At 62.9% G+C, this 25,915-nt stretch carries 21 protein-coding genes; 10 read left to right on the top strand and 11 right to left on the bottom strand.

Annotated features, from left to right (window positions below; translation table 11 throughout):
* Positions 1-32: 32 nt before the first annotated feature.
* The 4 genes from gfo6 to AV059_RS06115 all read right to left on the bottom strand — a co-directional run bounded on the left by gfo6 (position 33) and on the right by AV059_RS06115 (position 5,455).
* Positions 33-1,115, bottom strand: a complete 1,083-nt coding sequence (gene gfo6 / locus AV059_RS06130) for a D-xylose 1-dehydrogenase Gfo6 (protein ID WP_058993087.1) — start codon at positions 1,113-1,115, stop codon at positions 33-35.
* A 671-nt stretch (positions 1,116-1,786) separates the two neighbouring features.
* Positions 1,787-3,232 (bottom strand): aldehyde dehydrogenase family protein, encoded by a 1,446-nt coding sequence (locus tag AV059_RS06125; RefSeq protein WP_058993085.1) that lies wholly within the window; start codon positions 3,230-3,232, stop codon positions 1,787-1,789.
* Positions 3,233-3,961: 729 nt separating this feature from the next.
* Positions 3,962-4,150 carry a hypothetical protein gene (locus tag AV059_RS06120; RefSeq protein WP_058997465.1) on the bottom strand — a complete coding sequence of 63 codons (189 nt, stop codon included), beginning with the start codon at positions 4,148-4,150 and terminating at the stop codon, positions 3,962-3,964.
* Positions 4,151-4,525: 375 nt separating this feature from the next.
* The gene (locus AV059_RS06115) at positions 4,526-5,455 is read right to left on the bottom strand and encodes a M48 family metallopeptidase (protein WP_058993083.1); all 930 of its coding nucleotides are present in this window, start codon (positions 5,453-5,455) and stop codon (positions 4,526-4,528) included.
* A gap of 262 nt (positions 5,456-5,717) precedes the next feature.
* On the opposite strand from AV059_RS06115, the gene AV059_RS06110 reads away from it, so the two are divergent.
* Positions 5,718-6,434, top strand: a complete 717-nt coding sequence (locus AV059_RS06110) for a fumarylacetoacetate hydrolase family protein (RefSeq protein ID WP_058993081.1) — start codon at positions 5,718-5,720, stop codon at positions 6,432-6,434.
* 109 nt (positions 6,435-6,543) lie between these two features.
* Here the strand turns inward: AV059_RS06110 and AV059_RS06105 are convergent, their stop codons facing one another.
* Positions 6,544-8,289, bottom strand: coding sequence for an excinuclease ABC subunit C (locus tag AV059_RS06105; RefSeq protein WP_058993080.1), 1,746 nt, complete (start codon positions 8,287-8,289; stop codon positions 6,544-6,546).
* Between the two features lie 33 nt (positions 8,290-8,322).
* The gene (locus tag AV059_RS06100) at positions 8,323-8,949 is read right to left on the bottom strand and encodes a hypothetical protein (protein ID WP_058993078.1); all 627 of its coding nucleotides are present in this window, start codon (positions 8,947-8,949) and stop codon (positions 8,323-8,325) included.
* A 137-nt stretch (positions 8,950-9,086) separates the two neighbouring features.
* Here AV059_RS06100 and AV059_RS06095 point away from each other — a divergent pair, with 137 nt between their 5' ends.
* A complete protein-coding gene (locus tag AV059_RS06095; protein ID WP_058993076.1) occupies positions 9,087-9,560 on the top strand; it encodes a hypothetical protein in 474 nt (157 codons plus the stop codon).
* On the opposite strand, the gene AV059_RS22005 is transcribed toward AV059_RS06095, so the two are convergent.
* On the bottom strand, positions 9,526-9,684 hold the full coding sequence (locus tag AV059_RS22005) for a hypothetical protein (protein WP_154021009.1): 159 nt from the start codon (positions 9,682-9,684) through the stop codon (positions 9,526-9,528). The two genes, AV059_RS06095 and AV059_RS22005, sit on opposite strands and share 35 nt — an antisense overlap.
* A 171-nt stretch (positions 9,685-9,855) precedes the next feature.
* Between AV059_RS22005 and AV059_RS06090 the strand changes: the two genes are divergently transcribed.
* The 6 genes from AV059_RS06090 (at position 9,856) to AV059_RS06065 (ending at position 18,427) form a co-directional block, all read left to right on the top strand.
* Positions 9,856-10,959 carry an alanine--glyoxylate aminotransferase family protein gene (locus AV059_RS06090; RefSeq protein WP_058993074.1) on the top strand — a complete coding sequence of 368 codons (1,104 nt, stop codon included), beginning with the start codon at positions 9,856-9,858 and terminating at the stop codon, positions 10,957-10,959.
* A gap of 139 nt (positions 10,960-11,098) precedes the next feature.
* Positions 11,099-11,416 carry a HalOD1 output domain-containing protein gene (locus tag AV059_RS06085; RefSeq protein ID WP_228841755.1) on the top strand — a complete coding sequence of 106 codons (318 nt, stop codon included), beginning with the start codon at positions 11,099-11,101 and terminating at the stop codon, positions 11,414-11,416.
* 185 nt (positions 11,417-11,601) lie between these two features.
* Positions 11,602-13,200, top strand: a complete 1,599-nt coding sequence (locus AV059_RS06080; protein WP_228841754.1) for a methyl-accepting chemotaxis protein — start codon at positions 11,602-11,604, stop codon at positions 13,198-13,200.
* Complete coding sequence (locus AV059_RS06075) at positions 13,197-13,907, top strand: bacteriorhodopsin (protein WP_058993070.1); 711 nt, start codon at positions 13,197-13,199, stop codon at positions 13,905-13,907. Before AV059_RS06080 ends, AV059_RS06075 begins: the two co-directional genes overlap by 4 nt.
* A gap of 79 nt (positions 13,908-13,986) precedes the next feature.
* Positions 13,987-16,071: an NAD-dependent DNA ligase LigA gene (gene ligA, locus AV059_RS06070; RefSeq protein WP_058993068.1), complete on the top strand. Its 2,085-nt coding sequence runs from the start codon at positions 13,987-13,989 to the stop codon at positions 16,069-16,071.
* 157 nt (positions 16,072-16,228) lie between these two features.
* Positions 16,229-18,427: a response regulator gene (locus AV059_RS06065; protein WP_058993066.1), complete on the top strand. Its 2,199-nt coding sequence runs from the start codon at positions 16,229-16,231 to the stop codon at positions 18,425-18,427.
* A 165-nt stretch (positions 18,428-18,592) separates the two neighbouring features.
* Here AV059_RS06065 and AV059_RS06060 read toward each other — a convergent pair whose 3' ends face one another.
* The 4 genes from AV059_RS06060 to AV059_RS06045 form a co-directional block, all read right to left on the bottom strand.
* Positions 18,593-19,597, bottom strand: a complete 1,005-nt coding sequence (locus AV059_RS06060) for an ABC transporter permease (protein ID WP_058993064.1) — start codon at positions 19,595-19,597, stop codon at positions 18,593-18,595.
* Positions 19,594-20,532, bottom strand: a complete 939-nt coding sequence (locus AV059_RS06055) for an ABC transporter ATP-binding protein (RefSeq protein ID WP_058993062.1) — start codon at positions 20,530-20,532, stop codon at positions 19,594-19,596. The genes AV059_RS06060 and AV059_RS06055 overlap by 4 nt, the downstream gene beginning before the upstream one ends.
* A gap of 95 nt (positions 20,533-20,627) precedes the next feature.
* Positions 20,628-20,903, bottom strand: coding sequence for a hypothetical protein (locus tag AV059_RS06050; RefSeq protein ID WP_058993060.1), 276 nt, complete (start codon positions 20,901-20,903; stop codon positions 20,628-20,630).
* Between the two features lie 56 nt (positions 20,904-20,959).
* Positions 20,960-22,294 (bottom strand): right-handed parallel beta-helix repeat-containing protein, encoded by a 1,335-nt coding sequence (locus tag AV059_RS06045; protein WP_058993058.1) that lies wholly within the window; start codon positions 22,292-22,294, stop codon positions 20,960-20,962.
* A 235-nt stretch (positions 22,295-22,529) separates the two neighbouring features.
* Between AV059_RS06045 and AV059_RS06040 the strand changes: the two genes are divergently transcribed.
* Together AV059_RS06040 and AV059_RS06035 are read left to right on the top strand one after the other, a co-directional pair.
* Positions 22,530-25,316, top strand: a complete 2,787-nt coding sequence (locus AV059_RS06040; protein ID WP_058993056.1) for a transglutaminaseTgpA domain-containing protein — start codon at positions 22,530-22,532, stop codon at positions 25,314-25,316.
* The gene (locus AV059_RS06035) at positions 25,316-25,915 is read left to right on the top strand and encodes a hypothetical protein (protein WP_058993055.1); all 600 of its coding nucleotides are present in this window, start codon (positions 25,316-25,318) and stop codon (positions 25,913-25,915) included. The genes AV059_RS06040 and AV059_RS06035 overlap by 1 nt, the downstream gene beginning before the upstream one ends.

Raw genomic sequence — 25,915 nt, 5'->3', positions numbered from 1 at the left:
ACCTGGCCGGGTCAAAAAATCTCGCACCGCAGTCAGTCGAGTGTGACCGTCGACTCCGTCTCGGAGGCCTCGTAGACGGCTTTGATTGTGTTGATGTCGACGAGGCCGTGTTCCCCGTCGGCGTAGGGCTCAGTGCCGGTCAGCAGGCAGTGAGAGAAGTACTCGAACTCCTCTTCCATCTGGTCGATCTGTTCGAAGTCGATGTCGACTGTCGTTCCCTCGTGGGAAAGCTGGAGCGCGCGGTCGTCCCAGGGGTAGAAGGCCGGTTCGACGCGGACCTTGCCCTCAGTTCCGAGTACGGAGATGTGGCTGTCGAGATGCGCGTTCTGGCTGGCGGTACACACCGCGTACGCGTGGCCAGGAAAATCTAGCTGGAACGCCCCGTGTTCGTCGGGCACGTCGGCAAACTCCTCCTGCACCGATGCGACGGTTCCCCGGACGGCCACGGGGTCGGCATCCAGCAGGAATCGGCTCGTGTTCAGCGGATAGATGCCGATATCCATGACGGCACACCCACCGGACAGCTCCCCGTCCAGCCGCCACTGGTCGGGGTCGGGGACGAGTTCGAGAATGGGTTCGGTCATGTTGCCGTGGACGAACAGCGGCTCGCCGATGTAGCCCTCGTCGATGAGGTCCTTCGCCCGCCGGACGGCTGGCTCGGTGTGCATCCGATAGGCTATCATCAGCGTCGCGTCGTGTTCCTCACAGACCTCGACCATTCGCTCGGCGCGCTCGATGGTGGCTTCCATCGGCTTCTCACAGAGGATCGCCTTGTCCAGTTCTGCCGCTGTCTCGACGTACGGGAGGTGGAGCGCGTTCGGGGTGACGATGTAGACGGCGTCGTACGCGTCGCTTGCGGCCCCGTCGTGGAACTCCTCGTAGGTAATCGCGTGTTCGACTGTCTCCGAATCTGCAGCCACATCGGCCGCCTTCTCGCGGTCACTGCTGACCAGTACAGTCGTTTCACAGAGGTCCCCCGCGTCGACGGCGGGCATCGCCTGTTCGGTGGTCCACCAGCCGACGCCGATCATCGCGAACCGTACTGGATCGTCGGTCTCTGTCTGTTCCTGCCAGTCTCGACGGTCGAATCCTCCCGTGAGCGCGTCAACGTTCATGCCACTGTCATCGACTGGCTGGATATTATCTTTTGTGTTGGCACGCCCGTGTCAGCTTCCCCTGTTCCAGAGTGGCGAATGGTAGTTCATTTGTTGAGTAAACTAGTCCCGACAGATGACATAGATGTTTGGCATCGTGGAACAATATGATAGTCTCACCCGCAGATATCTTACACTGACCGGGTCGACAATTCGAGTCGAAAATGCTGTCTCACGGGCCGTCTGTGGTCTGTCCTCATCTCCGCTCTCCGGCTTCCGTATCGAGAATAACGACAGTACAACCGTTACGGAAGGCGTTCCATCATTATGAACGAACGGCCGTGAGTGGAGTACCTCGGTTCGTTTGACAGAGAACCGATTCGAACCTCTGTCCCACTCGCTGTGTGCACACGGGGTATTTCTCGCCGCACTCAGACTGGCACGGCTAGTGGTATTTCCCGGTAGTGACGCTTGGGCCGGATGCTGGGGCGCTAATAACGAAAGTGGAACGTCTGTATGGGACAGACAGTGCCGATGCTGGGACCGGTCCACCATCGTCGGTCGGTTGGGCTACGACCATGACTTTGCACGCTCTTGCGGTTGACAAGAGCAATAAGGAGTAGCGATTAGTACGACATAAAAACTATGCAACAGAAATGTCACTTTGCGGTCAGCGGTAGTGGCCGCCTCGATTAGCTGTTGCGGTACACCGTCTTGATGTAGCTGAAGAACTCCAGTCCGGCGTCACCCTGCTCGCGGTAGGTGTTCGTCGAGGAGCGCTTGAGGCCGCCGAAAGGAACGTGCAGTTCCAGCCCGGTCGTCTTCTCGTTGACCTTGACCACGCCGGACTCGGACCGCTCGATGAACTCGTTTTCCTCCTCGATTCGGTCGGTCACGATGCTGGCCGAGAGCCCGTAGTCGATATCGTTGGCGACCTCGACACCTTCGTCGAAGTCGGAGACAGACATGACGGCGAGCACTGGCCCGAACACCTCTTCCTGTGCGATGCGCATATCGGGCTCGACGTCGGAGAAGACGGCCGGCGAGATGAAGTTCCCGGCGTCGTACTCGCCACCAGCGAGTTCTTCGCCGCCCGTTTCGAGGGTTGCTCCCTCCGACTGTGCGATGTCGATGTACTCTAAGCTTCCCGCGAGTTCGTCCTCACTGACGTGGGGACCCATGCCCGCCCGGTCGAGGCCATCCCCGATTTCGAGGGACTCGGCGTAATCGACGATGGCGTTGAGGAACTCGTCGTACACGTCCTCGTGAACGATAGCCCGGGAGGTCGCCGTACAGGCCTGGCCCGTCCCGCCGAAGGCACCGGCTCCGACGATGTCAGCCGCTTTATCCACGTCGGCGCTCGGCATGACGACGGTCGGGTTCTTCCCGCCCATCTCTGCTTGGGCACGCTTCCCGTTGCTCGTCGCCTGCTCGTAGACGTGTTCGCCGACCGAGGCACTGCCGGTGAACGACACCACGTCGACATCGTCGTGGGTGGTCAGCCGCTCACCGACCTCGCTACCAGGGCCACAGACCAGGTTGATAGCGCCGTCCGGAATGCCAGCCTCGTCCAGCGCTTCGACGATCATCGCGCCGACGGTCGGCGCCTGCATCGCGGGCTTGATGACGACAGTATTGCCGACTGCAAGCGCCGGGGCGATCTTCCAGGCCGGGATCGCGATGGGGTAGTTCCACGGCGTGATGAGCGCCGCAACGCCCATCGGCTCTTTTTTCGTCTGCAGTCCGGCACGGCCGCCGCTTGGCTGTTTGACAGTGCCGCCGAAGTCGCGGGCCTTCTCTGCGTAGTAATAGAAGATATCAATCGCACGCTGTACCTCGCCCTCGGCCTCGCCGAGCGGCTTCCCCTCTTCGCGGGTCAGCGTCTCCGCAAGCTCGTCTTTCCGGGATTTCAGGATTTCACCGGTCTCACGCAGGATTGCACCGCGCTCCGGACCGGGCATCCCGCCCCATTCGTCTGTTGCTGCTGCCGCGGCCGCGACCGCTTCGTCGGCGTCCGCCGCCGAGGCCACTGGAACCGTGCTGACGACGTCAGTCTCGTCTGCCGGGTTCGTGACGTCCTGTGTCTCTCCGCTCCCGGTCCACTCACCGCCGATATAGTTCTCATACGTCTGCGTCATACGTTTGATTCATCTCATTCCCAATACTTACGCGTTTCCCATCCTTTGCTGTGCCGCGTCGTTCGACGGTATGGAACGACTGGCTGGTGCCGGTGGGTCACGGCAGTGCTGGATAACACCGAAGTCGGTGCCATCGCCGCCTGTCCACCCAACCGGATTGTGACAACTGAATCATAGCGGAATCGCAATTGAAGATCACTAAAATAGCTACCGCTGTCAAACAGCAACTAACACAGAATCTGTGTGTTGCCAGATTTGTCACATCGTGGGGCGTGGCTGCTTTGCGGTATTTGTGTTGCTGGAAATACTATGTCGGTCCGTACCGGTTTCCCTGAGCTATTCTGTTGCCGTGTCGTTATGACTGCTCGTTGCTTCGCCCTCTCCTAGTATATAAATCTACTTCATAGTATAACATGTGTATGTATGTTATCGATCCGTTGCTGGTCGTTGCTGGATTGGCTGTCGTCGGTGAGCCGCCCTCCCACAATTTGATATAGCGATATTTGATTGATAGTGATAAACAATACCGACGAAAAAATACCAGTCAATGCGCTGTGTACGGCCAATTCTCTCGATCCAGGTCGAATCTATCACGCAAACGGCGACAGTGCTACCCTTCAATTTCAGAATATGGGTAACAAATAGACGAGTGCGAACACAAATGCCGTACCAATCACTCTAAAATCCACTATCTGAGACTACCAGGCGATATTGATGCCCGTCCCGAAATTAAACCCGGGCCAACTCGTCGCTGTCCATTCTTTCGAGAAGCGCGTCAACAAGTGCGCTCTTCCGATGTGAGACCAGCAGATGGCAGTAAATGTCCTCTTCACTGTCCGCACCACAATTACACAGCGGACATCCATATGTGTCGCTCTTTGCCCCCTCCGTCGCTCGTTGCGGGATGCTGGCTTGCATATGCGGACGTAGCGCTTTGCCGAACATAGCGGTTTCTAGGACCGCTATGTTGCTCTCAATGTACATATAGAGACTTTCCACACGTCGGCATCGGACGCAACACTACCCAGTTGCTTGTGTCGATCAGCGTCGCGACAGGCCCACACAGTCGTGCTCTATTCACGCCTCCAACATGACTTTCGTCGGTCAGACAAGTTTACTGAAACCGACGTGTTCCGATCAGTATCTATGGCGAAACTGGCCGGCTTTTGACTATATCTCTCCGATATGGCTGTTGGATCTGGTTATTTATAACTGAAAGCGCTGGTTTGATATGTCCTGTGCTTTCACCCGTTACTGAACGACGCAGCTACCGACGGCTGCCTGACGACTCGCTCACCCTTGCGGAACTACCTGCTGCGCTCGCTCCTGTAGCCGCTGTATTCGTTCGTCCATCGGTGGATGCGTCGATAAGAGGCGTGAAAGACCGTTGTCCGCTTCGCTGTGTACGTATAACTGCCGCAGGAGACCGGAGTCTGGCTTCGACGCCTGCTCGATCTTCGCGAGGGCACGAGCAAGTCCAAGGGGATTCTCCGTTATCTCGATCGCACGGTCGTCGGCTGCCAACTCGCGACGTCTGGAGTAGCCGAGTATCAGCAGCGTCACCGCGAATCCGAGACCGGCAACGACCTGTAGCGCGTATCGCTGTGCCCGCCCAAGCCAGGAGCGCGACCACGACGACGGGTCGCCGCGTAGCAACGCGAGTGAACGGGCGATACCGCCGGTGAGTACCACGATGGGGAACACCACGAGGCCGACGAGCCCAACAAACGTCTGTACGAGGCTGTACGCGACAGTCTGAACGAGCGCATCGCGGGTCTCCAGATGCGCGAGTTCGTGCGCCAGCAGTGCCTCGAACTCCGACACGGACAGCAGCCGGAACAGCCGCCTGTCGACGACGATAGCCCCAGCGCCGCCGCCGATGGCGAACGCGTTCGGGACTGGCAACTCCGCCAGTAGCAGCGTCGGCGTCTCGACGTCCATCTGATCGACAAGCGTGTCGAGGCGGCGGTAGACCTCCGGCACGCGCGCCCGCGAGAGTTCGACTGTATCGAGAGACCGCTTGAGTTGCGCCGTTGCAGCCCAGTAGTTCAGGACGCCAAGAGCAATCGCCGTCCCGAGAACGACTAGAGCGGCTATCAGTGGTGATGGACGGCTGTCCCACACTGGCAGAAGCAGCAGATACCCGACGTATGCCGCCACGAGGTAGACCAGCAGCGACACCAGTCCGACGGCGGCCATGAGTAGCCGTCGGGTCACAGCCATGTATGCTGGTACGCCGTTGTGCGAAAAAGTCGCTTCGGTGGTGTCACCGCCGTTCCATCGTTTGACCCCTTCGATGCCTGTTCCGTGGTCGTCGGACTATTTGATATAGCGATATTAGGTTTACTTTGACTACAGCAAACGGATCGATGATTTGCTATACCGGTCACAGAACGGCGTTTTCGGCCTCGTAGCTGGTGATGACTGCCGAGCGGCGTACGCGGTAGCCGACACGCCTTTTTCACCGCCACACAGACCACTCGGTATGCGAACTGCACGACTCCTGACCGAGGATGGACCGGTCATCGGCGAATACGTTGACGGCGTCGTCCACGCTGATGATGGCCAGTACGCGGTCGGCCGCGATGGACGACTGCTCCCGCCGTGTGAACCGACTGCGCTGTACTGCGTCGGCCGGAACTACGCCGCTACGAACGACCAGATGGATTACGACCGCCCCGAGGAGCCAGACTTCTTCATCAAGCCTCCGACGGCGCTACTCGCTCACGAGCAGGACATCCCCTACCCGCCGTTCACCGACGAGCTGACCTACGCCGGTGAGCTCGCTGCGGTCATCGGCGAACGGTGTCACGATATCGATCCGGCTGATGTTTCCGACGCGGTCAGAGGATACACGATACTGAACGATGTTGATGCGCTGGACCAGCAGGGCCGAACCGCCCGAAAGGCCTTCGATGGGTCCGGGCCGCTGGGGCCGTGGATCGAGACTGATGTCGACCCCACTGATATCGATATGTACACCGACATCAACGACGAGCGCCGGCAGTCTGCCAACACCAGGGAAATGCTGTTCGGACCGTACGAGGTAGTCGCGTACCTCTCGGAGCGGTTCACGTTCCGTCCCGGCGACGTCGTTGCCTTTGGCAGTCCGGCCAATCCAGGCACGGTTGGGCCCGGTGACACAATTGAGATAACCTACGAGGGCGTCGGGACGCTCCGCAACTCGGTTGTCGAACCGTGACGTCATCCGACCACTGAAATAGCAGCGTAGCGGCTTTCTTCGACACCTATACGCCAGAGTAGTGGATTTGGTCGCTCGGCAGTGATAAACTACTATCTGCTATACGAAATCATTGTAGCCGAGTCCGAATCGTCTCCGCGGTTTGCTCGCCGATACCGTCGATAGCCGTCAGCTCCTCGTCGGAGGCCGTCCTGACGCTGTCCACGCTACCGAAGCGCCGGAGCAGTCGCTTCCGCGTCTCTGGGCCGATGCCGGGCACGTCGTCAAGGGTCGTCGACACCTCGTCACGTAGTGTCTGGTGGTACTGGACGGCAAAGCGATGGGCTTCGTCACGGACCCGCTGGAGCAAGTGGAGTTGCGGGGCGTCATCGTCCCAGTCGTACACGCGGTCGGGTGTGATGACCAGCTCCTCGTCCTTCGCGAGCGCGATGGCCGGCACGTCCCAGCCGGTCTCGGCGAGGGCGTCGCGAGCCGCCCCGAGCTGGCCGTCGCCGCCGTCAATGAGTAGCAGATCTGGATCAGGTCGGTCGTCCCTCCCTTCGACGGCACGCGCAGCCCGCCAGCGGAGGAGTTCCCGCATATTCGCGTAGTCGTCGTTTTGCTCGGTGAGCTTTTTCCGGCGGTAATCGCTTTTCTCGGGCGTCTCGTCAACAAACGTGACGTTCGAGCCGACGGCCGACCGGCCCTGCGCGTGGCTCACATCGAAGCCCTCGATACGGTTCGGTCGGTCGATGCCCAGTGCATCGGCCAGACGACCGCTCTCGTCGTCGGTCCCGCCGCGCTGGCGGGCGTTTTTCAGCGCGAGGTCGACCAGTGTCGCCTCTCGGCCGGCCCCGGGCACGCCGAGCGTGACGCCCTCGCTCTCAAGCCATGCTTCGATGTCCGGGTCGGCGGGGGCTTCGGCACAGAGAATCCGGTCGGGTAGCTCCCGCTCGGCGTAGTACTGCGGGATGAACGCCCGATACACGCCGGCGGTGCCTTCGCCGTCCGGTGCTTCGAGCGTGTGTCGATCCCGTTCGACGAGCTTGCCGCCCTCGGCGTGCAGTCGGGCGACGATGGCTCGCTCGCCCTCGACGGCGGCCCCAAGCACGTCCGTTGTCTGATACCCCGCAGAGTCACTGACGGCGGTGTCGCCCTCGCCGTGGAGCGCCTCGACGGCCCCGAGCTTGTCCCGGAGGTTCGCGGCGCGCTCGAACTCCTGGTTCTGTGCGGCGGCTTCCATCTCGCGGCGTAGCGGGTCCGCGAGAACGCCCGTTTCGCCCTCGAAGTACCGCGTGACCGATTCCACGTCCTCGGCGTACTCGGCTTCGCCGATTTCGCCGGTACAGGGCGCGGTACAGATGCCCATTTCGTAGTCGAGACAGGGACGGTCCCGGTTGCTGTACTTGTGGTCCGAACACCCCCGAAGCCCGTACGTCTCCCGCAGTGCTTTCACGACTGTCTCCACCCGGCCTTTGTCGGTGAACGGCCCGTAGACGGTCGCGCCATCCTCCGGGTCGCGTGTCACCTCGATTCGGGGGACGGGATGGTCGGTCAGCTGGACCAGCGGGTAGGATTTGTCGTCTTTCAGCCGGACGTTGTACGGCGGCCGATGGCGTTTGATGAGGTTCGCTTCGAGCAACAGCGCCTGCGTCTCGGTGTCGGTGACGGCGAAGTCGATGGTCTCGGCTCGCTCGGCCATCTTGGCGATGCGCTCGCTCCGCGGGTCGGCATACGAGCGCACACGGTCGCGCAGGTCGACGGCTTTTCCGACGTAGAGGACCCGGCGCGTGTCGTCCCGGCCCTGCTCGAACAGGTACACGCCGGGCTCCCGTGGCAACGACCCCGCGCGCTCTCGAACCTCGTCGGCGTCCATTACCCTGGGGTTAGCGCTCGGCGGGGTTGAACGTCACGGGAGCGGGTCGTCAGGCGGCGGCTGGTCCGGGTTTTCGGCGTCGGCGGGTCCCGTGCCCGGAACGACGGCGGCTTCGATCCGCTCGACGACGCTCTCATCGTCTGGTGCAGTTAGCTCGACATCGTCGCCGCCGGCGACACGCACGACGAGCAGGCGGTCGCGGCTCCAGAGGTAGACCCCGAGGACGACGGCGGCAAAGGCCAGCGCGAGGCCGCCGAACAGGCGCATCAGGTCGTCTAGCTGGGCCATCAACGTCAGCATCGTCTGGAGCATTCCCAACATTCCACCGATGCCGACGGCGCTCGCGGCCCCGCCGCTGTCGAGTGAGACGTTGCCGACGAGGCTATCGAGGCTCACGGTCATCCCGGCAGCTACCAGTACGATACCGACGACCAGCGCCTTCACGCCGAGTTCGAGGAACGACCAGTCGCCGCTGGTGGTAACGTCGATGCCCTCGACGTTGGGGCGGTCGACCTGCCGGTAGTTCGGCCCCTCGCGGTCGGGCGTGAACACGAGGACGCGGTGACTCGTTACGACGACGCCGCCACGGTCCAACCGAACGTCCGCTTCGATCACCTCGCCGTCGTACAGGAGGCTCTCGGCCCGTGCGACCCAATCCATACACTCTGTTTACCGCGGACACCTGTATATTCTCCCCCCGTAACCGCTAACTGTGCGCCCTCGAACATGACAGTATGACCGCCGATCCCCGCTGCCCTCACTGCTCGGAGAAAGTCAGTGCGACCGCGACGTGGTGTATGCACTGTGGCCGGGACTTCGAGAGCCCGGTCGACGCTGGAACCGGGACAACGGTCCTCGACGCTGGCGGCAGTCAGACCACGTCTGACCTCGAAGCGGCGCTCAACGCCGGTGACCTCGACGGTATCCAGAACGCGCTCACCCGGAGCGACAACGGGCCGACAATCGTCGGCGTCGTACTCGCCGGTATCGCCCTGTTCACCCTCCCACTCGTCTCGCCGCCGGGCGCTGCGCTGTATCTCCTCGTCGTCGCCGGCGTTGGAGCAATCGCTGCGACACAGTCGACGTTCGACGGGGCGCTTAGAACCGGCGGGAAGGCACTTGCGCTCGCTCCCTTTCTGCTGGTGTTTATCGACGTGTTCCTCGGCTACCTGTTCAGCGGAATGGTAGCGACCAGTGCGACGGTTCTGGTTGGTCCGGCGATTTATGCCGGACTGGTCATGTACGGTATCCGCTGGTATCGTCGTCGCTGAGTGGTTTGCATTGCGCTGATTGCGAGCCGTCGTGCATCTCGACCAGCGTGTCGGCGACTTGTTCGACCGCTCTATCGGCGACGGCCGCTCGCTGGGCGTCTGTCAGCGGGGTGTGGCAACCCATGGTCGAAGGTGGTTGCTCACTTGATAAATACTTCGTGGAGGGTACAACCGCTATCTGAGTATCCCCCTGTGAACGGTCCGCCCGCTTCAGGGCGTCCGTCGGTTCGCTTCGCCCGGTATCAAAACTACCATGCCCCCCGGATTCGAGAGTGTACCTACTACAGGTGGTTCTGTGACCGAAAAACGCGAATACAAAGACGACTACCAGGACAAGACGCTGTATCTCCCGGGGCCGACAGAGGTGCGCGAGGACGTTATCGAGGCGATGGCTGAACCGATGTTCGGCCACCGCATGGACCGGATGACGGACCTCTACACCACCATCGTTGAGGACACCAAGGAGTTCCTCGGCACTGACAACGACGTTATCGTGCTCACGGCGTCGGGGACAGAGTTCTGGGAGTCGACGACGCTCAACCTGGTCGAGGACAGCATGCTCGTGCCGACTTCGGGCGCGTTCAGCGAGCGGCAGGCCAACGTCGCCGAGCGCCTTGGCAAGGACGTCGACCGCATCGAGTACGACTGGGGTATGGCGGTCAAACCCGACGATATCCGCGACGCGCTCGAATCCGGCGACTACGACGCCGTTGGGGCCGTGATGAACGAGACTTCGACCGGCGTCCGAAACCCTATCGAGGAAATCGGCGACGTGGTCGCAGAGTACCCGGACACCTACTTCATCGTCGACGCCATTTCCTGTCTCGGCGGCGACCAGATTGACATTGAAGGCCACGGCATCGACGCCATTTTCACGTCCACGCAGAAGGCCTTCGCCATGCCGCCCGGGCTGGCCGTCTGTGCCGTCAGCGACGCTGCCTACGAGCGCGAACTGGAGAAAGAGTCGGCGTCGTGGTACGGCGGCTTCCAGCGCTGTCTGGACTACTACGACCGGAAGGGCCAGACCCACTCCACGCCGGCGATTCCGCTCATGCTCGCCTACCGCAAGCAGATGAAACATATGCTCGATGAGACCCACGACGCCCGCGACCAGCGTCATCAGGAGATGGCCGAGTACACGCGCGAGTGGGCGCGCGAACACTTCGACCTCTACCCGGAGGCGGGCTACGAGTCTCAGACGGTGACCTGCATCGAGAACACGCAGGGCATCAACGTTGCAGAGACGGTCGAAGCGGTCTCCGAGGAGTACGACATGGTGTTCTCCAGCGGCTACGGCGACATCAGCGAGGAGAGTTTCCGCATCGGGCACATGGGCGAGCACACAGTCGAGAGTATCAAAGAGCTAACCGACGCAATCGAAGACGTCGCCGATCTGTAAATACGGTTATCGCCGACGAAGACCGGATCTATGGATGGATTTGGGGAATTTCGCTGCCACCACTCGGCGTTTTCACAGTTTGATAATGCTGGGAAGACTATATTACTGCTTGCTACTTTGATGTAGATAGACAAACCGTATGAGTAAAAGTAACAGGCGGAGTACGGACAGCGATACCGCAACATCGATGACCGTGACCAGAAAACAGTTCGACTGGAGCGAGACGCGACCGAGCGCGGCAGTGACTGAGTACATTTCCGCCATGACCGGCCGAGAACAGACTGACTTCGCACCGCTGTACGAGACTGTCGACCCCGAAGCGCTCGACTCACTCGTTGATTCATCAGGCCGCTCGACGCCTGTCAGTATCTCGTTTGAATATGCCGGTCACTCGGTTACTGTCCGTAGCGACGGGGAACTCGTTATCAAGGTACCAAGTGCCAGTATCGGCCGATAACTTTCGATTTACGGAGTTTTTGCGCCTTCTTTCCTGTTTTCCCCCTCATAGCGATTGTGCTTGTGCCGGATCGAACACCAGATCCGAATATCTATAAAATACCGTTTTTAGGCCTCGAAGCGCCAGTTATCAGCATTTGAATTCGAAAAGGTAAGCATAAGTCAGGAAGTCAGAAATTCGAATGTATGACTGGGACGAACGTGCGAACGCGGGTTGTGACCCACTACAGCCGACGAATCGGGATCGCAATCGGTGTGACGCTCGTAGTCACGCTCGCGTTCGGGGCTGTGTTTGCCGTACACGCGGCAAATCAGGGGGCTGGGCTCGCGGCTATTTCTGGGACGCTGTTCGTGGTAACGCTCAATCTCGGACTGCTCGCGATTGTCCTGGCCGGGAACGCAGCGGTCGAACTTCGGCGCCTGACCGACGCCGCGACAGCTATCGAGGACGGCGACCTTGAGACTAGTCCGGACGTCGACCGCGCGGACGAGTTCGGTCGCCTCGCATCGGCTTTTGACAGTATGCGCCGCTCTCTCAGCGACGCGTTCGACGAGTCCGAAACCGCTCGCAAGGAGGCCGAACAGGCCAAGCAAGACGCACAGACGGCGCGACAGGAGGCCGAGGAGTTCAACGAAACGCTCCTTGATCATGCGACGGACATCGGTGACGCAATGACGGCCGCGGCTGACGGCAATTTCACCCGACGCCTCGACACTGACACCGGTGTCGATGCCGTCGAACGGATCTCGGTCGCTTACGAGGAGATGGCCGACGGCCTTTCGGAGACTGTCGTCGATATCCGGCAGTTCGCAACTGATGTTGAGGAAGCCAGCACGGCCGTCGCCGCCGACGCGACAGAGGTTGAGGAACTCAACCAGTCTCTTGCCGTCGATATCCGGGAACTGGCCGGCGATATCGAATCCCAGGCAACCCAGCTCGAAACGGCCATCGAGGAGACGAACGACCTGTCCGCAACCGTCGAAGAAGTCGCCTCGACGACTGATGAGGTCGCCCGACGGGCCGGGGAAGCCGCGAACGTCGGCGCGACCGGGACAGACCGGACGGCGGAGGCCATTGAGGCCATCGAAGGAATCGAAACCGCCGTGACCCATCTTGACGAGTTGGTGACTGACTTGGATGACCGCATGGACGACGTCGCAGCCACGACCGGGCTGATAGATGATATCGCCGAACAGACGAATATGCTCGCACTGAACGCCAACATCGAGGCCTCACACGCCGGTGACGGCGGTGACGGGTTCGCTGTCGTCGCCGAGGAAGTCAAGACGCTCGCGGAGGAAACCCAGGCGGCGATCGACGAGATCGAGAGTATCGTTGAGGGGGCTCGCGGGGAAGTCGACGAGGTGGCCGACGAGATGGACCACACCAGAGAGCGAATCGACGCGGGCGTTACCACGGTCAACCAGGTCGGTGACGCCGTCGAGCGATTGACCGACACTGTCGATGATGTCGACGCCGCGATGGCCGAGATCTCGCGGGCGACCGACGACGGTGCCAGCGCGACCGAGGAACTGGCCGCGACTATCGACACCGTCGGCGAGGTCGCCAGCGACGTCGCCGAGCAGTCCCACGACCTGGCCGATACGGCCCAGGAAACCGCCGAAACGATGAGCGCTGTCCGGCAGCGGGCAGAGGACCTCTCGACACGGACCCGGGAACTCATCGATCGACTCGATGCGTTCGAGACGCGGGCAGTCGGTCACGGGGGGGACGGACGGGTCGACACCGATCGCCGGACAACAGCGCGTCGGGGGCGACGATGAGTAGCGGGTCGGCCGTCTACGAGATCGCCGCGGTCCTGTTGGCCGTCGCGGCTGTCATGCTCTTTGGGTGGCTCAGGCGCATTCCGTCGTCCCACCGACACTACTGCTACCCGGTGGTGGGCGTCGTCGGGATTTCAGCCGTGACGACCGCGATGACGGCGGCCGGCGTCCTGCCAGTGGCCGGGTCCCAGCTCACTGTCCCGAACATCGTCGATGACTTCGTCGCATACACGGTGCTGTGGACGCTCACGGTCGCGATAGCCGGGGCGTCCCGCCGAACGTTAGCTATCGCCGCCGCCATCCCGGCGGTACAGGTCATCGCTTTCAACGGCGGGACGATAGTCGGCGGCGCTATCGGACTCGTCGGCTTTGGCGTCCTCGTTATCGGCCAGCTCCTGCTTGCGTACCTGTTACTCGGCCCAGTCTGGCGTCGTGCAGCCGACCTGCCCGACGATCAGCGGCTCCTGCACTGGAAGTCCCGGAACCTCCTGTTGTTCCTGATCGGGATGCTCATCGCCTACTCGTTGCTTGCGGTTGCGGACGTGTTCGACCCGTTCGTGCTGACCGTCATCAGCGAGTACATGGGGCTCCTGATCCGCGTCGGCTTCGCCGGGTTCCTGTTTGCCAACGTCGATGCTATCGCGGTCGATCGGACCGGCTTTGCCGGCGTAGCGTCGGAGTCGGCTGGCGCTCAGCGCGCTGATTGACGAGGTCTGCTGTTGTTGGTATAACACTCTGCAATCCCAGACGGAGTTGCTTAGTGGTCGGCACCCAGAACGGACTGTAATGGCTGTAGCCGACGACGCTGATCTTGCGGACAACCCCTATGTCGAGGGACCACCGACCGAGTTCGAGGATACAACAACTCTCGACGAAGCGACGGCCCGCGAGCAAGCCGACCAGTTGCGCGAGGCGCTCCGCTATCACGACTACCGGTACTACGTCGAGAACGACCCGGTCATCGGCGACCGGGCCTACGACGCGCTGTTTGCCCGGCTTCAGCGACTTGAATCGGCGTTCGATCTTGACACTGACGGCAGTCCGACCCAGCGCGTCGGTGGCGAGCCACTGGACGAACTCCCCGATGTCGAACACGTCGCCCGGATGGGCTCTATCGACCAGGGCGGCGAGGAAGCGGACGTACGGGAGTTCGACGAGCGGGTTCGCGACGGCCTGGGAACCGGCGCCGTTCAGTACTTCTGCGAGCCGAAGTTCGATGGCCTCTCCGTCGAAATCGTCTACGAGGACGGCGTCTATCAGCGGGCCGCGACCCGTGGCGACGGCGAGGTCGGCGAGGACGTGACCGAGAACGTCCGGACCATCTCCAGCGTCCCCCAGCGACTTCGCGGTGACTACCCCGACTTTCTGGCTGTCCGGGGCGAGGTGTACATCCCACGGGACGCCTTCACGGCGTTCAACCGCGAGCGCGTCGAGCGCGGCGAGGACCCCTTTGCGAACCCCCGCAACGCCGCCGCCGGGACGCTCCGCCAGCTCGACCCGTCGGTGACCGCAGAGCGCCCGCTGTCAATATTTTTCTTTGGCGTCCTTGACGCCTCGGTCGACTTCGCGAGCCACAGCGAGCTGCACGAGCGGTTCCCTGAGTGGGGACTCCGGGTCTGTGACCGGACCGCTGTCGTCGACGATATCGCCGCCGCCATCAACTACCGGAACGAGCAGCAGCAGGCCCGTGACGACCTCGATTACGAAATCGACGGCGTCGTCATCAAGGTCGACGACATGGACGCCTGCGACGAACTCGGGTCGACCGCCCGCGCCCCACGGTGGGCCTTCGCATACAAGTTCCCGGCCCGCAAGGAGGAGACGACGGTGCGGGACATCGTCGTGCAGGTTGGCCGGACCGGTCGGCTCACCCCAGTCGCGCTCATGGACCCCGTCGAGGTCGGTGGCGTCACCGTCTCGCGTGCCTCGCTACATAACCCGTCGCTCATCGCCGACCTCGGCGTCGACGTGGGTGACCGCGTCCGCATCAAGCGAGCCGGCGACGTCATCCCGGATGTCGTCGAAGTGCTCGACGACGACGGCAATGGCCACTTCGAGTTCCCCGAGACCTGTCCAGCCTGTGACAGCCCCGTCGAGCACGACGGCCCGATGGCGTTCTGCACCGGCGGCCTCACCTGCCCCGCCCAGCGCGAGCGCAGCGTCGAGCACTACGCCAGCCGCGACGCGCTGGATATCGAGGGCGTCGGCGAGAAGGCTGTCCAGCAACTCCTCGATGCCGACCTCGTCTCGGACCCCGCGGACCTGTACGAACTCACCGTCGAGGATCTCACCGACTTGGAGGGCTGGGGCGAGACCAGCGCGCGGAACCTCGTCGAAGGGATGGACGGCGCTCGGGAGCCACCGCTCGCGGACTTCCTCGTCGCGCTGGGTATCCCCGAAGTCGGGACTGTCACGGCGCGAAACCTCGCACAGGAGTTCGGCACGTTCGAGGCGATACTCGACGCTGCCGACGAGGGCGACACCGATTCCTTCGAGGCCGTGCCCGACGTAGGTCAGACAGTTGCCCGCTCCATCGTGGAGTTCTTCGAGGGCGAGGGGAACCGCGCCGTCATTGACCGCTTGCTCGACCACGTCGAGCCACAGGCCGCCGAGGAAACGGGCGGCGACGCGCTGGATGGCCAGACGTTCGTCTTCACTGGATCACTCGACGGCTACACCCGCGGCGACGCGCAGGAACTGATCGAGCGCAACGGCGGGTCGGCGACCAGCAGCGTCTCCGGCAACACGGACTATCTGGTGCTCGGTGACAATCCCGGTCAGCGAAAACAGGACGACGCCGCAGAAAACGACGTGGCAACGCTCAACGAAGCGGAGTTCGAAGACCTGCTGGACGACGCTGGTGTGCTGTGAGAGGCGGGTCGACCGGTCCCGAGTGAGCCGCCGTCGGCCGTAGCGATAGCGTTTGGAGACGCTCAAACCGACCAGTCACCTACCATCCGTTTCGTGTCTGTGTCCGTTGTTGACCCTATCTATTTTGTTCGCGTATTTCTATGGTTCTTGGAAGACTATGGACTTCGCCGGTGAGACAGTCCGCGTTCTTCACGTCGACGACAACTCGGACCTCGTGGACGTGACGGCGACGGTGCTCGAACACGAGGACGACCGATTGTGTGTCGAGACCGCGACGAATGTCGATGCGGCGATGGAGCGACTCTCCGTGGAGCGCTTCGACTGTATCGTCTCGGACTACGACATGCCGGACCAGAACGGAATCGAGTTCCTCGAAGCCGTTCGTGAGGACCAGGGTGACCTCCCGTTCATCCTCTATACCGGGAAAGGCTCCGAGGAGATCGCGAGCGACGCGATCTCTGCTGGCGTGACCGACTACCTCCAAAAGGGTTCGGGCACCGAGCAGTACAAACTGCTCGCGAACCGGATCTGCAACGCCGTCGACGCAAGCAGGTCCCGGCAAGAGCTTGACGAGCGAACCCGGCGATTGGAGTCGCTCATCAGCAGCCTTCCGGGAATGGTCTATCGCTGTCTCAACGCACCGGGCTGGCCGATGGAAACCGTCGAGGGCGAGATCGAATCACTCACCGGCTACACGGCTGCGGACTTCGAAACTGGGGAGGTAGTCTGGGGCGACGACGTGCTCCATCCGGAGGACCGCGACCGGATCTGGGAGACGGTACAGGACGCGCTCGCGGCCCAGGGTGAGTTCGAGGTGACCTATCGGATTATCACTGCCGACGGCATCGAGAAGTGGATGTGGGAACACGGACACCGAGTGCCGGGGGCAGCGGACGAACCGGACGCACTGGAAGGGTTCGTCATGGACATCACCGACCTCCGGGAGCGAGAGCGCAAACTGGAGCGATACAAGCGGATGGTAAACACGATGCCGGAATCGGCCTGCATCTACGACACGGCGGGGCGGTTCGAACTCGTCAATCAGTATCTAGCCTCGTTCTACGGAACGACCAGAGACGAACTGGAAGGGAAACCGAGTAGCCTCCTGCCGAAGATCCGAAGCGAGTACGAGGGAGGCCCATACCAGGACTTAATCGACGGTGAACGCGACGAACTCCGTGGGGAGGTGAGCGGCGAGTTCCCCGGGCACGGGTACGAGGTGCTGGAGTACCGGCTCACGCCCCTTGTGATCGACGGGACGGTCGAGGGCGTGGTCGGTGTCACCCGCGAAGTGACCGAGCAGCGGGAACACGAGATGAAAATAGCCAGACAGCGGTCGGTTCTCAAAGCACAGCAAGAGGCGGTGATCGACGGGATACTCGTCGTCGACGAAGACGAGACCATCGTTTCTTACAACGAGCGGTTCGTCGATATGTGGGACATCCCGCGGGATATTGTCGAACGTGGCGACGAGGAAGTCGCCCTGGAGTGGGCAATGGAGCAAGTCGCCGAACCGGAGGCGTTTCGCGTGGATGTCGAGGCACTGTATGAGCACCCCGAAATGTCCGCCAGAGACGAACTCGAACTCGCCGACGGTCGCGTGTTCGACCGCTATACGGCACCCGTTGTCGCCGAGGACGGGACGCGGTTCGGCCGGCTGTGGACCTTTCGAGACATCACGGATCTGACGGAGCAAAAACGGGAGTTAGCTCGGCAAAACGAGCGCCTCGAAGAGTTTGCTGGTGTCGTCTCTCATGATCTTCAAAACCCGTTACAGGTGGCTCGCAGCCGACTCATGCTCGCTCGCGAGGAGTGTGACAGTGAGCACCTAGACTCGCTCGATAACGCGCTCCAGCGGATGAACGATATCGCCGACAACGTCCTCAGGCTGGCCCGTGAGGGTGTCGATATCGGGGTGACAGAGCCCGTCGATCTCCGCGAGACGATCGACGCCGCATGGACGATCGTTGCGGACGGCGACGAAGCCGCCGAGCTACGGTATGCGACCGACGAGAACCGGAAGTGGATCGCCGAGGCCGACAGCGACCGACTGTCGGGCCTGTTCGAGAACCTCTTCGGGAATGCGATTGAGCACGGTGGTCCGGGGGTAACCGTTTCGGTCGGGCTCCTCGACGACGGAACGGGGTTCTACGTGTCCGACGACGGCCCGGGTATCCCCGCCGACGAGCGCGAGACGGTGTTTGAGGCGGGCTACTCGACCGCCGAGGACGGGACCGGCTTCGGGCTCCGGATCGCCAGACAGATCGCCGAGGTCCATGGCTGGGAGATCCACGTCACCGACAGCGAGGACGGGGGCGCTCGGTTCGAAATCACCGGTGTCGAGTTTCCCGAGTGACGAGTCCGTTGTGGTGCTACGACACTCCTGTCGGAGCCGTTGTGAACCAACACGCGTCCGGTCGCCGTCGGCAGGCAATCGGTTTGGTACCGTTCCGACTGTTGCTATCGCCGTTCGTTATGGCTGCAAAGCGTTGTCAGAAGAGACCGCCGACAGCGACGACCGTTACAGGTCCTTGTTCTCGAAGACGTAGTAGCCGGCCACCAGCGGGACGACCAGCCACAGCAGGAGGTAGCCGATAACCGCGACAGTGCTGTACTGGGGCGGCAAGGCGGCGTTGGCACACTCGGCACCGGTCTGTGTTATTTCGAGTGTCCCACCCAGCATTTCCTCACACGTCACCTGCGGGTTCGACGTCAGGAGAAGCCGGGAGCGGATCGGCGTCCCCTGCAAGACTTCCTGAACGAGCGTGCGGTACGCCGCGATGGGGCTCAGGAGTGAAACGAACAGTTCGACATGGAGCTGGGTCACCTGCCCAATGTTCGCGTGGTCCGACAGCAGATTCCCGAGGCCCGCCCCGAGGTTCGACCAGAACACCTGCAGATAGACGTAAATCCCGAGCGACGCTGCCATCGCCCGGCGAGCGGTCTTCAGCGCCGCCGAGAGGCCGATCGCGAACGCCGTGAACACGACTCCGTACGCCATCGTGGCGAGCGCGAACAGCAGGAACGACTCCCACGCAATTTCGATCTCCGACGGGAGTATCACGAGCAGGGTCGTCAGGAGCCCGACTGTGACCGGAATGAGCGTGATCGCGCTCCGGCCGACGAACTTGCCGGCGAGCAGTTCACCGCGTGTGTACGGGAGCGAGAGCAGTATCTTCAGGGAGCCGCGCTCGCTTTCCCGGGCAATTGCAGCGTAGCCGATGACGATGGCGACCGCAGGAAGCAGCGGCGCTGCGATCGGCAGTGCGAACCGGACGTAGGCGTCCGTTGTCAGCGACGCGCCAGCCTCAGCGAACTGCTGGCCGATGTTGAAATACAGGCCAAGCAGTGCCGGTAGCGCGAAGAGGACGATGAAAATAAACGAGAGCACCCAGATCCACGGCGAGCGGACCGTATCGCGGAACTCCTTTTTCGAGATCGGGTACCAGTCGGCGAACTCGGAGTTCTTGATGCTCGTATCGATATCGCCGAGGAGACGCTTGACGGGGTTCTGCTCGGCGCTCATGCGTCGACCTCCGGCTGCTCCTGTTCTTGCTGTTCGGTGTAGGCGGCGAACACTTCATCGAGCGAGGCTTCCTCTGTCTCGAAGTTGGCGACCTCGCTTCCGCTTTCCTCGACAGCGTTGAGGACGCCCATCTTTGCGTCGCTATCACAGCCGACGGTGAGCGTTGTTCCATCCGCGGTCACTGTCGAGACCTCGTCGAGCCTCTCAATAGCCGCGACTGCGGCGTCAGCGCCGTCGCCGTCGCCCAGCGTCACGCGGAGGACGGTGTCACCGGCGGCGGCCTCGCGCAGCCCGGCGACGCTGTCTTTGGCGATAAGACGGCCGTTCTGGAGGATCCCGACCGTGTCACAGACGGCCTCGACCTGGCCGAGGATGTGGCTGGAGAAGAAGACGGTTGCGCCGCGTTCGTTCTCTTCGCGGATGAGCTCCCGCATCAGGCGGGCTCCGTTCGGGTCCAGCCCGGTCGTCGGCTCGTCGAGGATGAGGAGGTCTGGCTCGCCGACGAGTGCCATCGCCAGGACGAGGCGCTGTTGCATCCCCTTGGAGTAGCCGCCGGCCTTGCGGTCGATAGCGTCGGCAATGCCGACCCGCTCGGCCAGTTCGTCGGGGTCTTCGTCGGCGTCTTTCGATTCGATCACAAATGAGAGGTGTTGGCGACCGGTGAGCCGGTCGTACACGTCGTAGCCTTCGGGGAGGACTCCAGTGCGGGCACGAATTCGCTTCGGTTCTTCGTGGATGTCGTGGCCGAGCACCGTCGCTGACCCGTCGGTCGCGCGGACGAAATCAAGGAGGATGTTGATTGTCGTCGACTTCCCGGCCCCGTTTGGGCCGAGGAAGCCGAAGATTTCGCCCTCCTCGACGGTGAGGTCGACCCCTTGCAGCGCGGTGAGACTCCCGAACTGCTTGGTGACGCCATCCAGTTCTATCGCTGCCATACGGCGGGTTTGTGACGGCCGCGTGTATAGTCTTTCGTGTTCCAGTTATCAATCAAAAAACTAGATAGACGGGCCGTGGCTGTCGAAACGGTCGCTTACACTTCGGCGCCGGGGTCGTGGCGCTCGGCCATCCGCTGGGCCTCCGTCGCGTACCGCTCCTGTGTGTCTTCGTCGTTCACGGGTTCGAGCCGGTCGGGTTCGACCTCAATAGCCGCTGTAATCCGCTTGCGCCTGAGCAGGTTCGGCGAGAGCTGCTTGGTCAGATGGCGGTCGCCGTCCGGGGGCGCGTAAATGAGCGTTACCATGCGCTCGTCGCCGTAACTGGAGCGTTCGACCAGCCAGCACTGGACCGTCTCCTCGTCGTCAGTCATTGCTATGTCGTTTACGTGCCGGCGGTTTATATCTTACAACCCCTCTCGAACCGCCGTTACCGGGTCACGTTCAGGCCTTGCTCGATGCCCGCGGTGAACTCCTCGTTGATGTCGACCGCAGTCCCGGCGTTCCGAACCGTGTTCGTTGCGACCACGCCCGCATCGCCCGACCGGAGTCGGATGCCGGCCGCCGACGCGTCGCTGACCGTGTTGCCAGTAATCGTGAAACTGAACGGTCGCTCCTCGGCCCGTGCGTCAGTGTCGTCCGCATCTGCCGGTACTGTTCGAGCGAGGATGCCAACCGGACAGTTGTCGACCTGATTCCCCGAAATAGTGATGTCGGACGACCGGGCTTCGGAGGTCCCGGCTACCTCGTCCCGGAGGTGGGTCTCCTTGTACTCGATTTCGATGCCTGCCTCGCCGCCAGGGTCGGGTGCGAACTCCGTCAGGTCCCGACAGACGTTTCCGACAATAGTTCCGCGCTGGGCCGGCGAGCAGGCGATGAGGCTGTGGCCGCCGTCAACGGCGACGTTGCCAATGACGGCGAAGTTCGCGACGTTGTACGGGGCGATGTTGTTGAATTTCACGCCGACAACGCGGTTGCCGGCGATGACCACGTCGCTTGACTGCCGGAGGTCGCGGTCGCTGCCGGTCGGTGCGGCCCGGCTGGTGATACCGTACCAGTTCGGGCCGACGATCTCGTTGTGTTCGACTGTTACACCCGTACATCGCGTGAACGACAGCGCCATCTGGAAGCCGTTCACCGTCCGGTTGCGGGCGATGTAAACGCCGTCGCACTGATCGGCCTGAATAGCCTGATTGTTCAGTTGCGTCCCGTCGGCGTCGAACTTGATGTTAGTGACCGAAGCATTGTCACCGCGCACGCGAATGAGGTCGTGGCCGGCGGGCAGCGGGTTCGACTGTGATTCAGACGGCGCTGGGTCCTCAGCCGTTCCCGTCTGCGAGACGACGAACCGGGTTCCCTGTTGTCCGGTCACTGCGGTGTTGTCGCCCATTGTCGCCGGGCCGCCAAAGCGGAAGGTGTCGGCGCTAGCGACAACGGCCCCGCCGCTGTCTGGCACGTTGTCGAAGGCATACTGGAACGCCTCATCGGCAGTACCGTCGGTCGAGAACGCGACGCTGCCGCCGCTATCAAGTACTAGATACTCCGTCCCGTTTCCGCTGCCGTTGCCGTTCGACTGGCTGGCTCCCGTCGTAACGAGGTACAGCGCTCCTGCCCCCGACAGTCCAGCCCCTGTCTGTGCCTGCCCGGTTCCGCTGAATAGCCCGATACCCGCTGCAGCACCGATACTCGACAGCACGGACCGACGTGACGCCTGCCAGCCCGACCGTCGTGACCCAGTACCAGCTCCACTTGTGTCAGCAGTCATTCACGTACGGCTGCCCGGCCGCTCGCAATAACCGCTTATAATAGCAGTCTGACCCGTACGTACTCGTTCATACCTGAACTGTCCGGCCTATCTAACGCCGACTAGTGAATCTCTGGGGTGTCTATTTGCTGTCGACGTGGCGCTCCAGACGACAGAACGCGACGTCAGGCCTCACCGCCCCCGCCGCTGACAGCAGATTTATGCCGACAGCGACGGGACAGTACGACAATCCGACGTGGTCTCCGACGACTCGCCGTTTGACGACGTATCGGCAGACCGGGACTACCTCCGGGTCCTGCTCACTGCTGTCTGTGTCGTTGCCGTGGTGCTGGCGACGGCGACGCTCCCGATTCTGGCACCCGGTGGGGCACAGAGCCCGATGGAGTCCCTTATTCCCCTTCCACAGGAGAACCCCTTCGGGTCAGCAGGGGGCACCTCGACCGGCGGCAGCGGCGGCCAACTCGGCGCGCTGAACCCGGGCAGCCAGACCGATGTCGGCGGCTCGCTCGATAGTGGCGACAGCGGCGACAGCCCGTACCAGTCACAGGACACGGAGCCGCATTTCACCGTCACGAGTTCGGAACCGGCGTACTGGCGGACTGGCGCATATGAGACCTACACCGGCACGGGCTGGGACGGACGCGCGGACCCGCAAGCCTACGAGGGACCGATGGCGGTCGACGGGATGGCTGACTCGACGGTCGATTACGAGGTGCAACTGGCCAAGTCCGCCACGTCGCTACCGACCGTCTGGCGGCCGAAATCGGTGTCCCAAGACGACGTAATGGTCACCGAGTACGGCGCGGTCACGTCCGAGCGACCGCTCCCTGCCGGAACGACTTACAGCGCGACCAGCGTGACACCCCCCGACGATCCGGCGGTGCTGCGGACGAGTGGCCGCAACTACCCTGAGGCCATCGAATCACGCTACACGGGCGTGCCGGCGTCGACCTCGGCGCAGGTGGGGCCGTTCACCGACCGGCTGACCGAGGACAGTGATTCGCCCTACGAGACGGCGACGACCATCGAGCAGTGGCTAGAGGCAAACAAGAACTACTCGCTGAACGTCAGCCAGCCACCCGAGGACGACGTGGCCTCGGAGTTCATCTTCGAGATGGACGAGGGGTATTGCGAGTACTTCGCCACGTCGATGGTGGTGATGCTGCGGAGTCAGGACATCCCGGCGCGCTACGTCGTCGGCTACTCGACCGGTGAGCAGACCGGACAGAACCAGTACACCGTTCGCGGCATGAACGCCCACGCGTGGGTCGAGGTGTACTTTGAGGGCGTCGGCTGGGTGAAGTTCGACCCAACGCCGGGACAGGAGCGCCTTGCGTCCGAACAGCAGGCGATGCAAAACAGCAGTCAGGACTACAGCGCCGCGGAGTCCGGAAGCCCCGACGAGGAGTTCGCCGTCGGGACGCCGACGGACGAGCCACAGACCGAAGCTCCGACTGATGGGACTGGACAGGAGTCAGAGAGCGACGGAACCGAGGGCACTGAGACGGGTACGGACGGGACTGATGAGAGTGACGGCACCGGCGACTCGGGCGACGGACAGACGGTCTCGCAGTCCGGCGAGTTCGTCATCGAACTCAACCGGACGGCGACGCCAGGCGCGGCGGTGGCCGCGACAGTGACCCGCGACGGCGCACCGGTGGAGGGCGTGACGGTCTCGTTCAACGGTGAGCCGGTCGGAATGACGGGCCCGGCCGGCACCGTTTCCGGGACGGTGCCCTACGAAGACGAACTGACGATTACCATTGATGCAGTCGGCGACGCGGACTCACTCGTCGCTCCGTCGGTCCCCCGTGACAGTATTCGTGCCTTCGCCGTTACCGGCCCACAGACCCAGCAGTTGACGAACGCGAGCTACGAACTGAACACGACCGCGTCGGTGAGCATCACTGGCGAACAGGTCACCGGCGGCAAGGTGACCGTCACTGCGACTGTCGACGGCGTGCCAGTGCGGGACGGCGATGTCTTGCTCAATGGCGAACAGGCGGCGACGACGGACCGGCATGGGCGGGCACCGGTCACGCTTCCAACCGAGCCTGGCAACGTCTCGATTGCCGTCGAGCGGGACGCTGTCAGCGGTAACACGACTGTGGTGCTTGAACGGCTTTCCGTGGCAACGTCGCCGTCGCTCCCGCTGGCCCTCCCCGTCGCTGGCCAGACGGTGAACGCGACGATGGGTGGGGACCCGGTCACGAACGCAACCGTTACCGTCGGCGGGGAGCCGACAGCACGGACCGGCGCGGCCGGTCAGGCGACGGTCGGTCTCCCGCTCGCGGCAAGCGCCGAAATTTCCGTCTCGAAGTACGGGCAGACGGCCACAACGACCGTCGGTGGCCTGTTCGTCAACGCCGCAGGCGTCGTGCTGGGTCTCGGTGTTCTCCTCGCCGGGACGGTCGTCGGCGCTCGGCGGCGGAATGTCACGCCGGGGACGCTATGGGGCTGGGTTCGGGCCGCACGTGAACTCGCCGTCGGGGCGCTCGTCGGCATCGCGGTGGTGGCCGATGACCTGCTGGGTCGCTTCCGAACGCGACTTGAACTCACTGTCACGGCACTCCGTGACTTGCTCGCCGGTCACCGGTCGCCGGCGGCGCTGCTCGACGCGCTGCGAGCGTGGGTCACTGACCGCCTTGCAGCGGCCGAAGACGCAGCCAGCGATGCGGTGGCAGCTGTCTCCACGACTGAATCAAACGGGGACAACGGAACGCCCGCGGCCCGCGTCACCATCCGCGAAGCGTGGACGCGATTCCTAACCCACGTCTCACTCCGGCGGTACTGGACGCGGACGCCCGGAGAAATCGCGACCCACGCTATCGAACGGGACGGCCTCCCGCCGGCCGCGGTACGGACGGTTCGGGACGCCTTCCGGGCGGTCGAGTACGGCCAGCGGGACCCACAGGAGCACGTGGCCGCCGTTGAGGACGCGATACGGCACATCGAGACGGCTGCCGGGCAGCAGTCCAGCGCGACCGACGACACTGACGACGTGACGGAGGAGCGGCCCTGATGCGCCTGCGAACGGTTGTCTTCGGAACGGTGGGGCTGCTGGCGACCGCCGTCGCGGTCTCCCTTGTTTTCGCGCCGACGGCCGCCGGCGAGTCGCTGGTCGCCGTGTTCGGGAGTGTTGCCCCGACAACCATCCTCCTCGCTGGCAGTCTGACCGTCGGACTTTGTGCGGTCCTTGCCGGCTGGCTCGGTGGACTCCTCGGCGGTGGCTCACCGACCGCCTTCGACGTTGCCGTCGACAGCCCGCCGGAAGACGTGACAGCGACGGAGAGCCGGCTGTTCGCCGCCGACATCGATGCGGCCATCGACGACGCCGTCGCTGGCGACGACGCGGCGATGGACACGGTTACCGAGCGCCTCAGTGCGGCAGCGACGACGGCCTATGCTATCGGAGCCGGCGTCTCGCAGGCGTCCGCTCACCAAGCAGTACGCGCGGGGACGTGGACCGACGACGCCGTCGCGGCGGCGATGCTGTCATCGACGGAGCCCCAGTCGCTGCTGGCTCGACTCCGCCTGTGGCTCGACCCGGAGAGCGAACGCCGCCGCCGCATCCGCCGGACGGTCGACGCTATCGCACAGGTGTCAGGAGGTGAGCGCTGA

The organism is Haloarcula sp. CBA1127 (assembly GCF_001485575.1).
GTDB lineage: Archaea > Halobacteriota > Halobacteria > Halobacteriales > Haloarculaceae > Haloarcula.
Note: the sequence above shows the minus strand (reverse complement) of the source record. Positions and strands in the feature narration are given on the sequence as shown.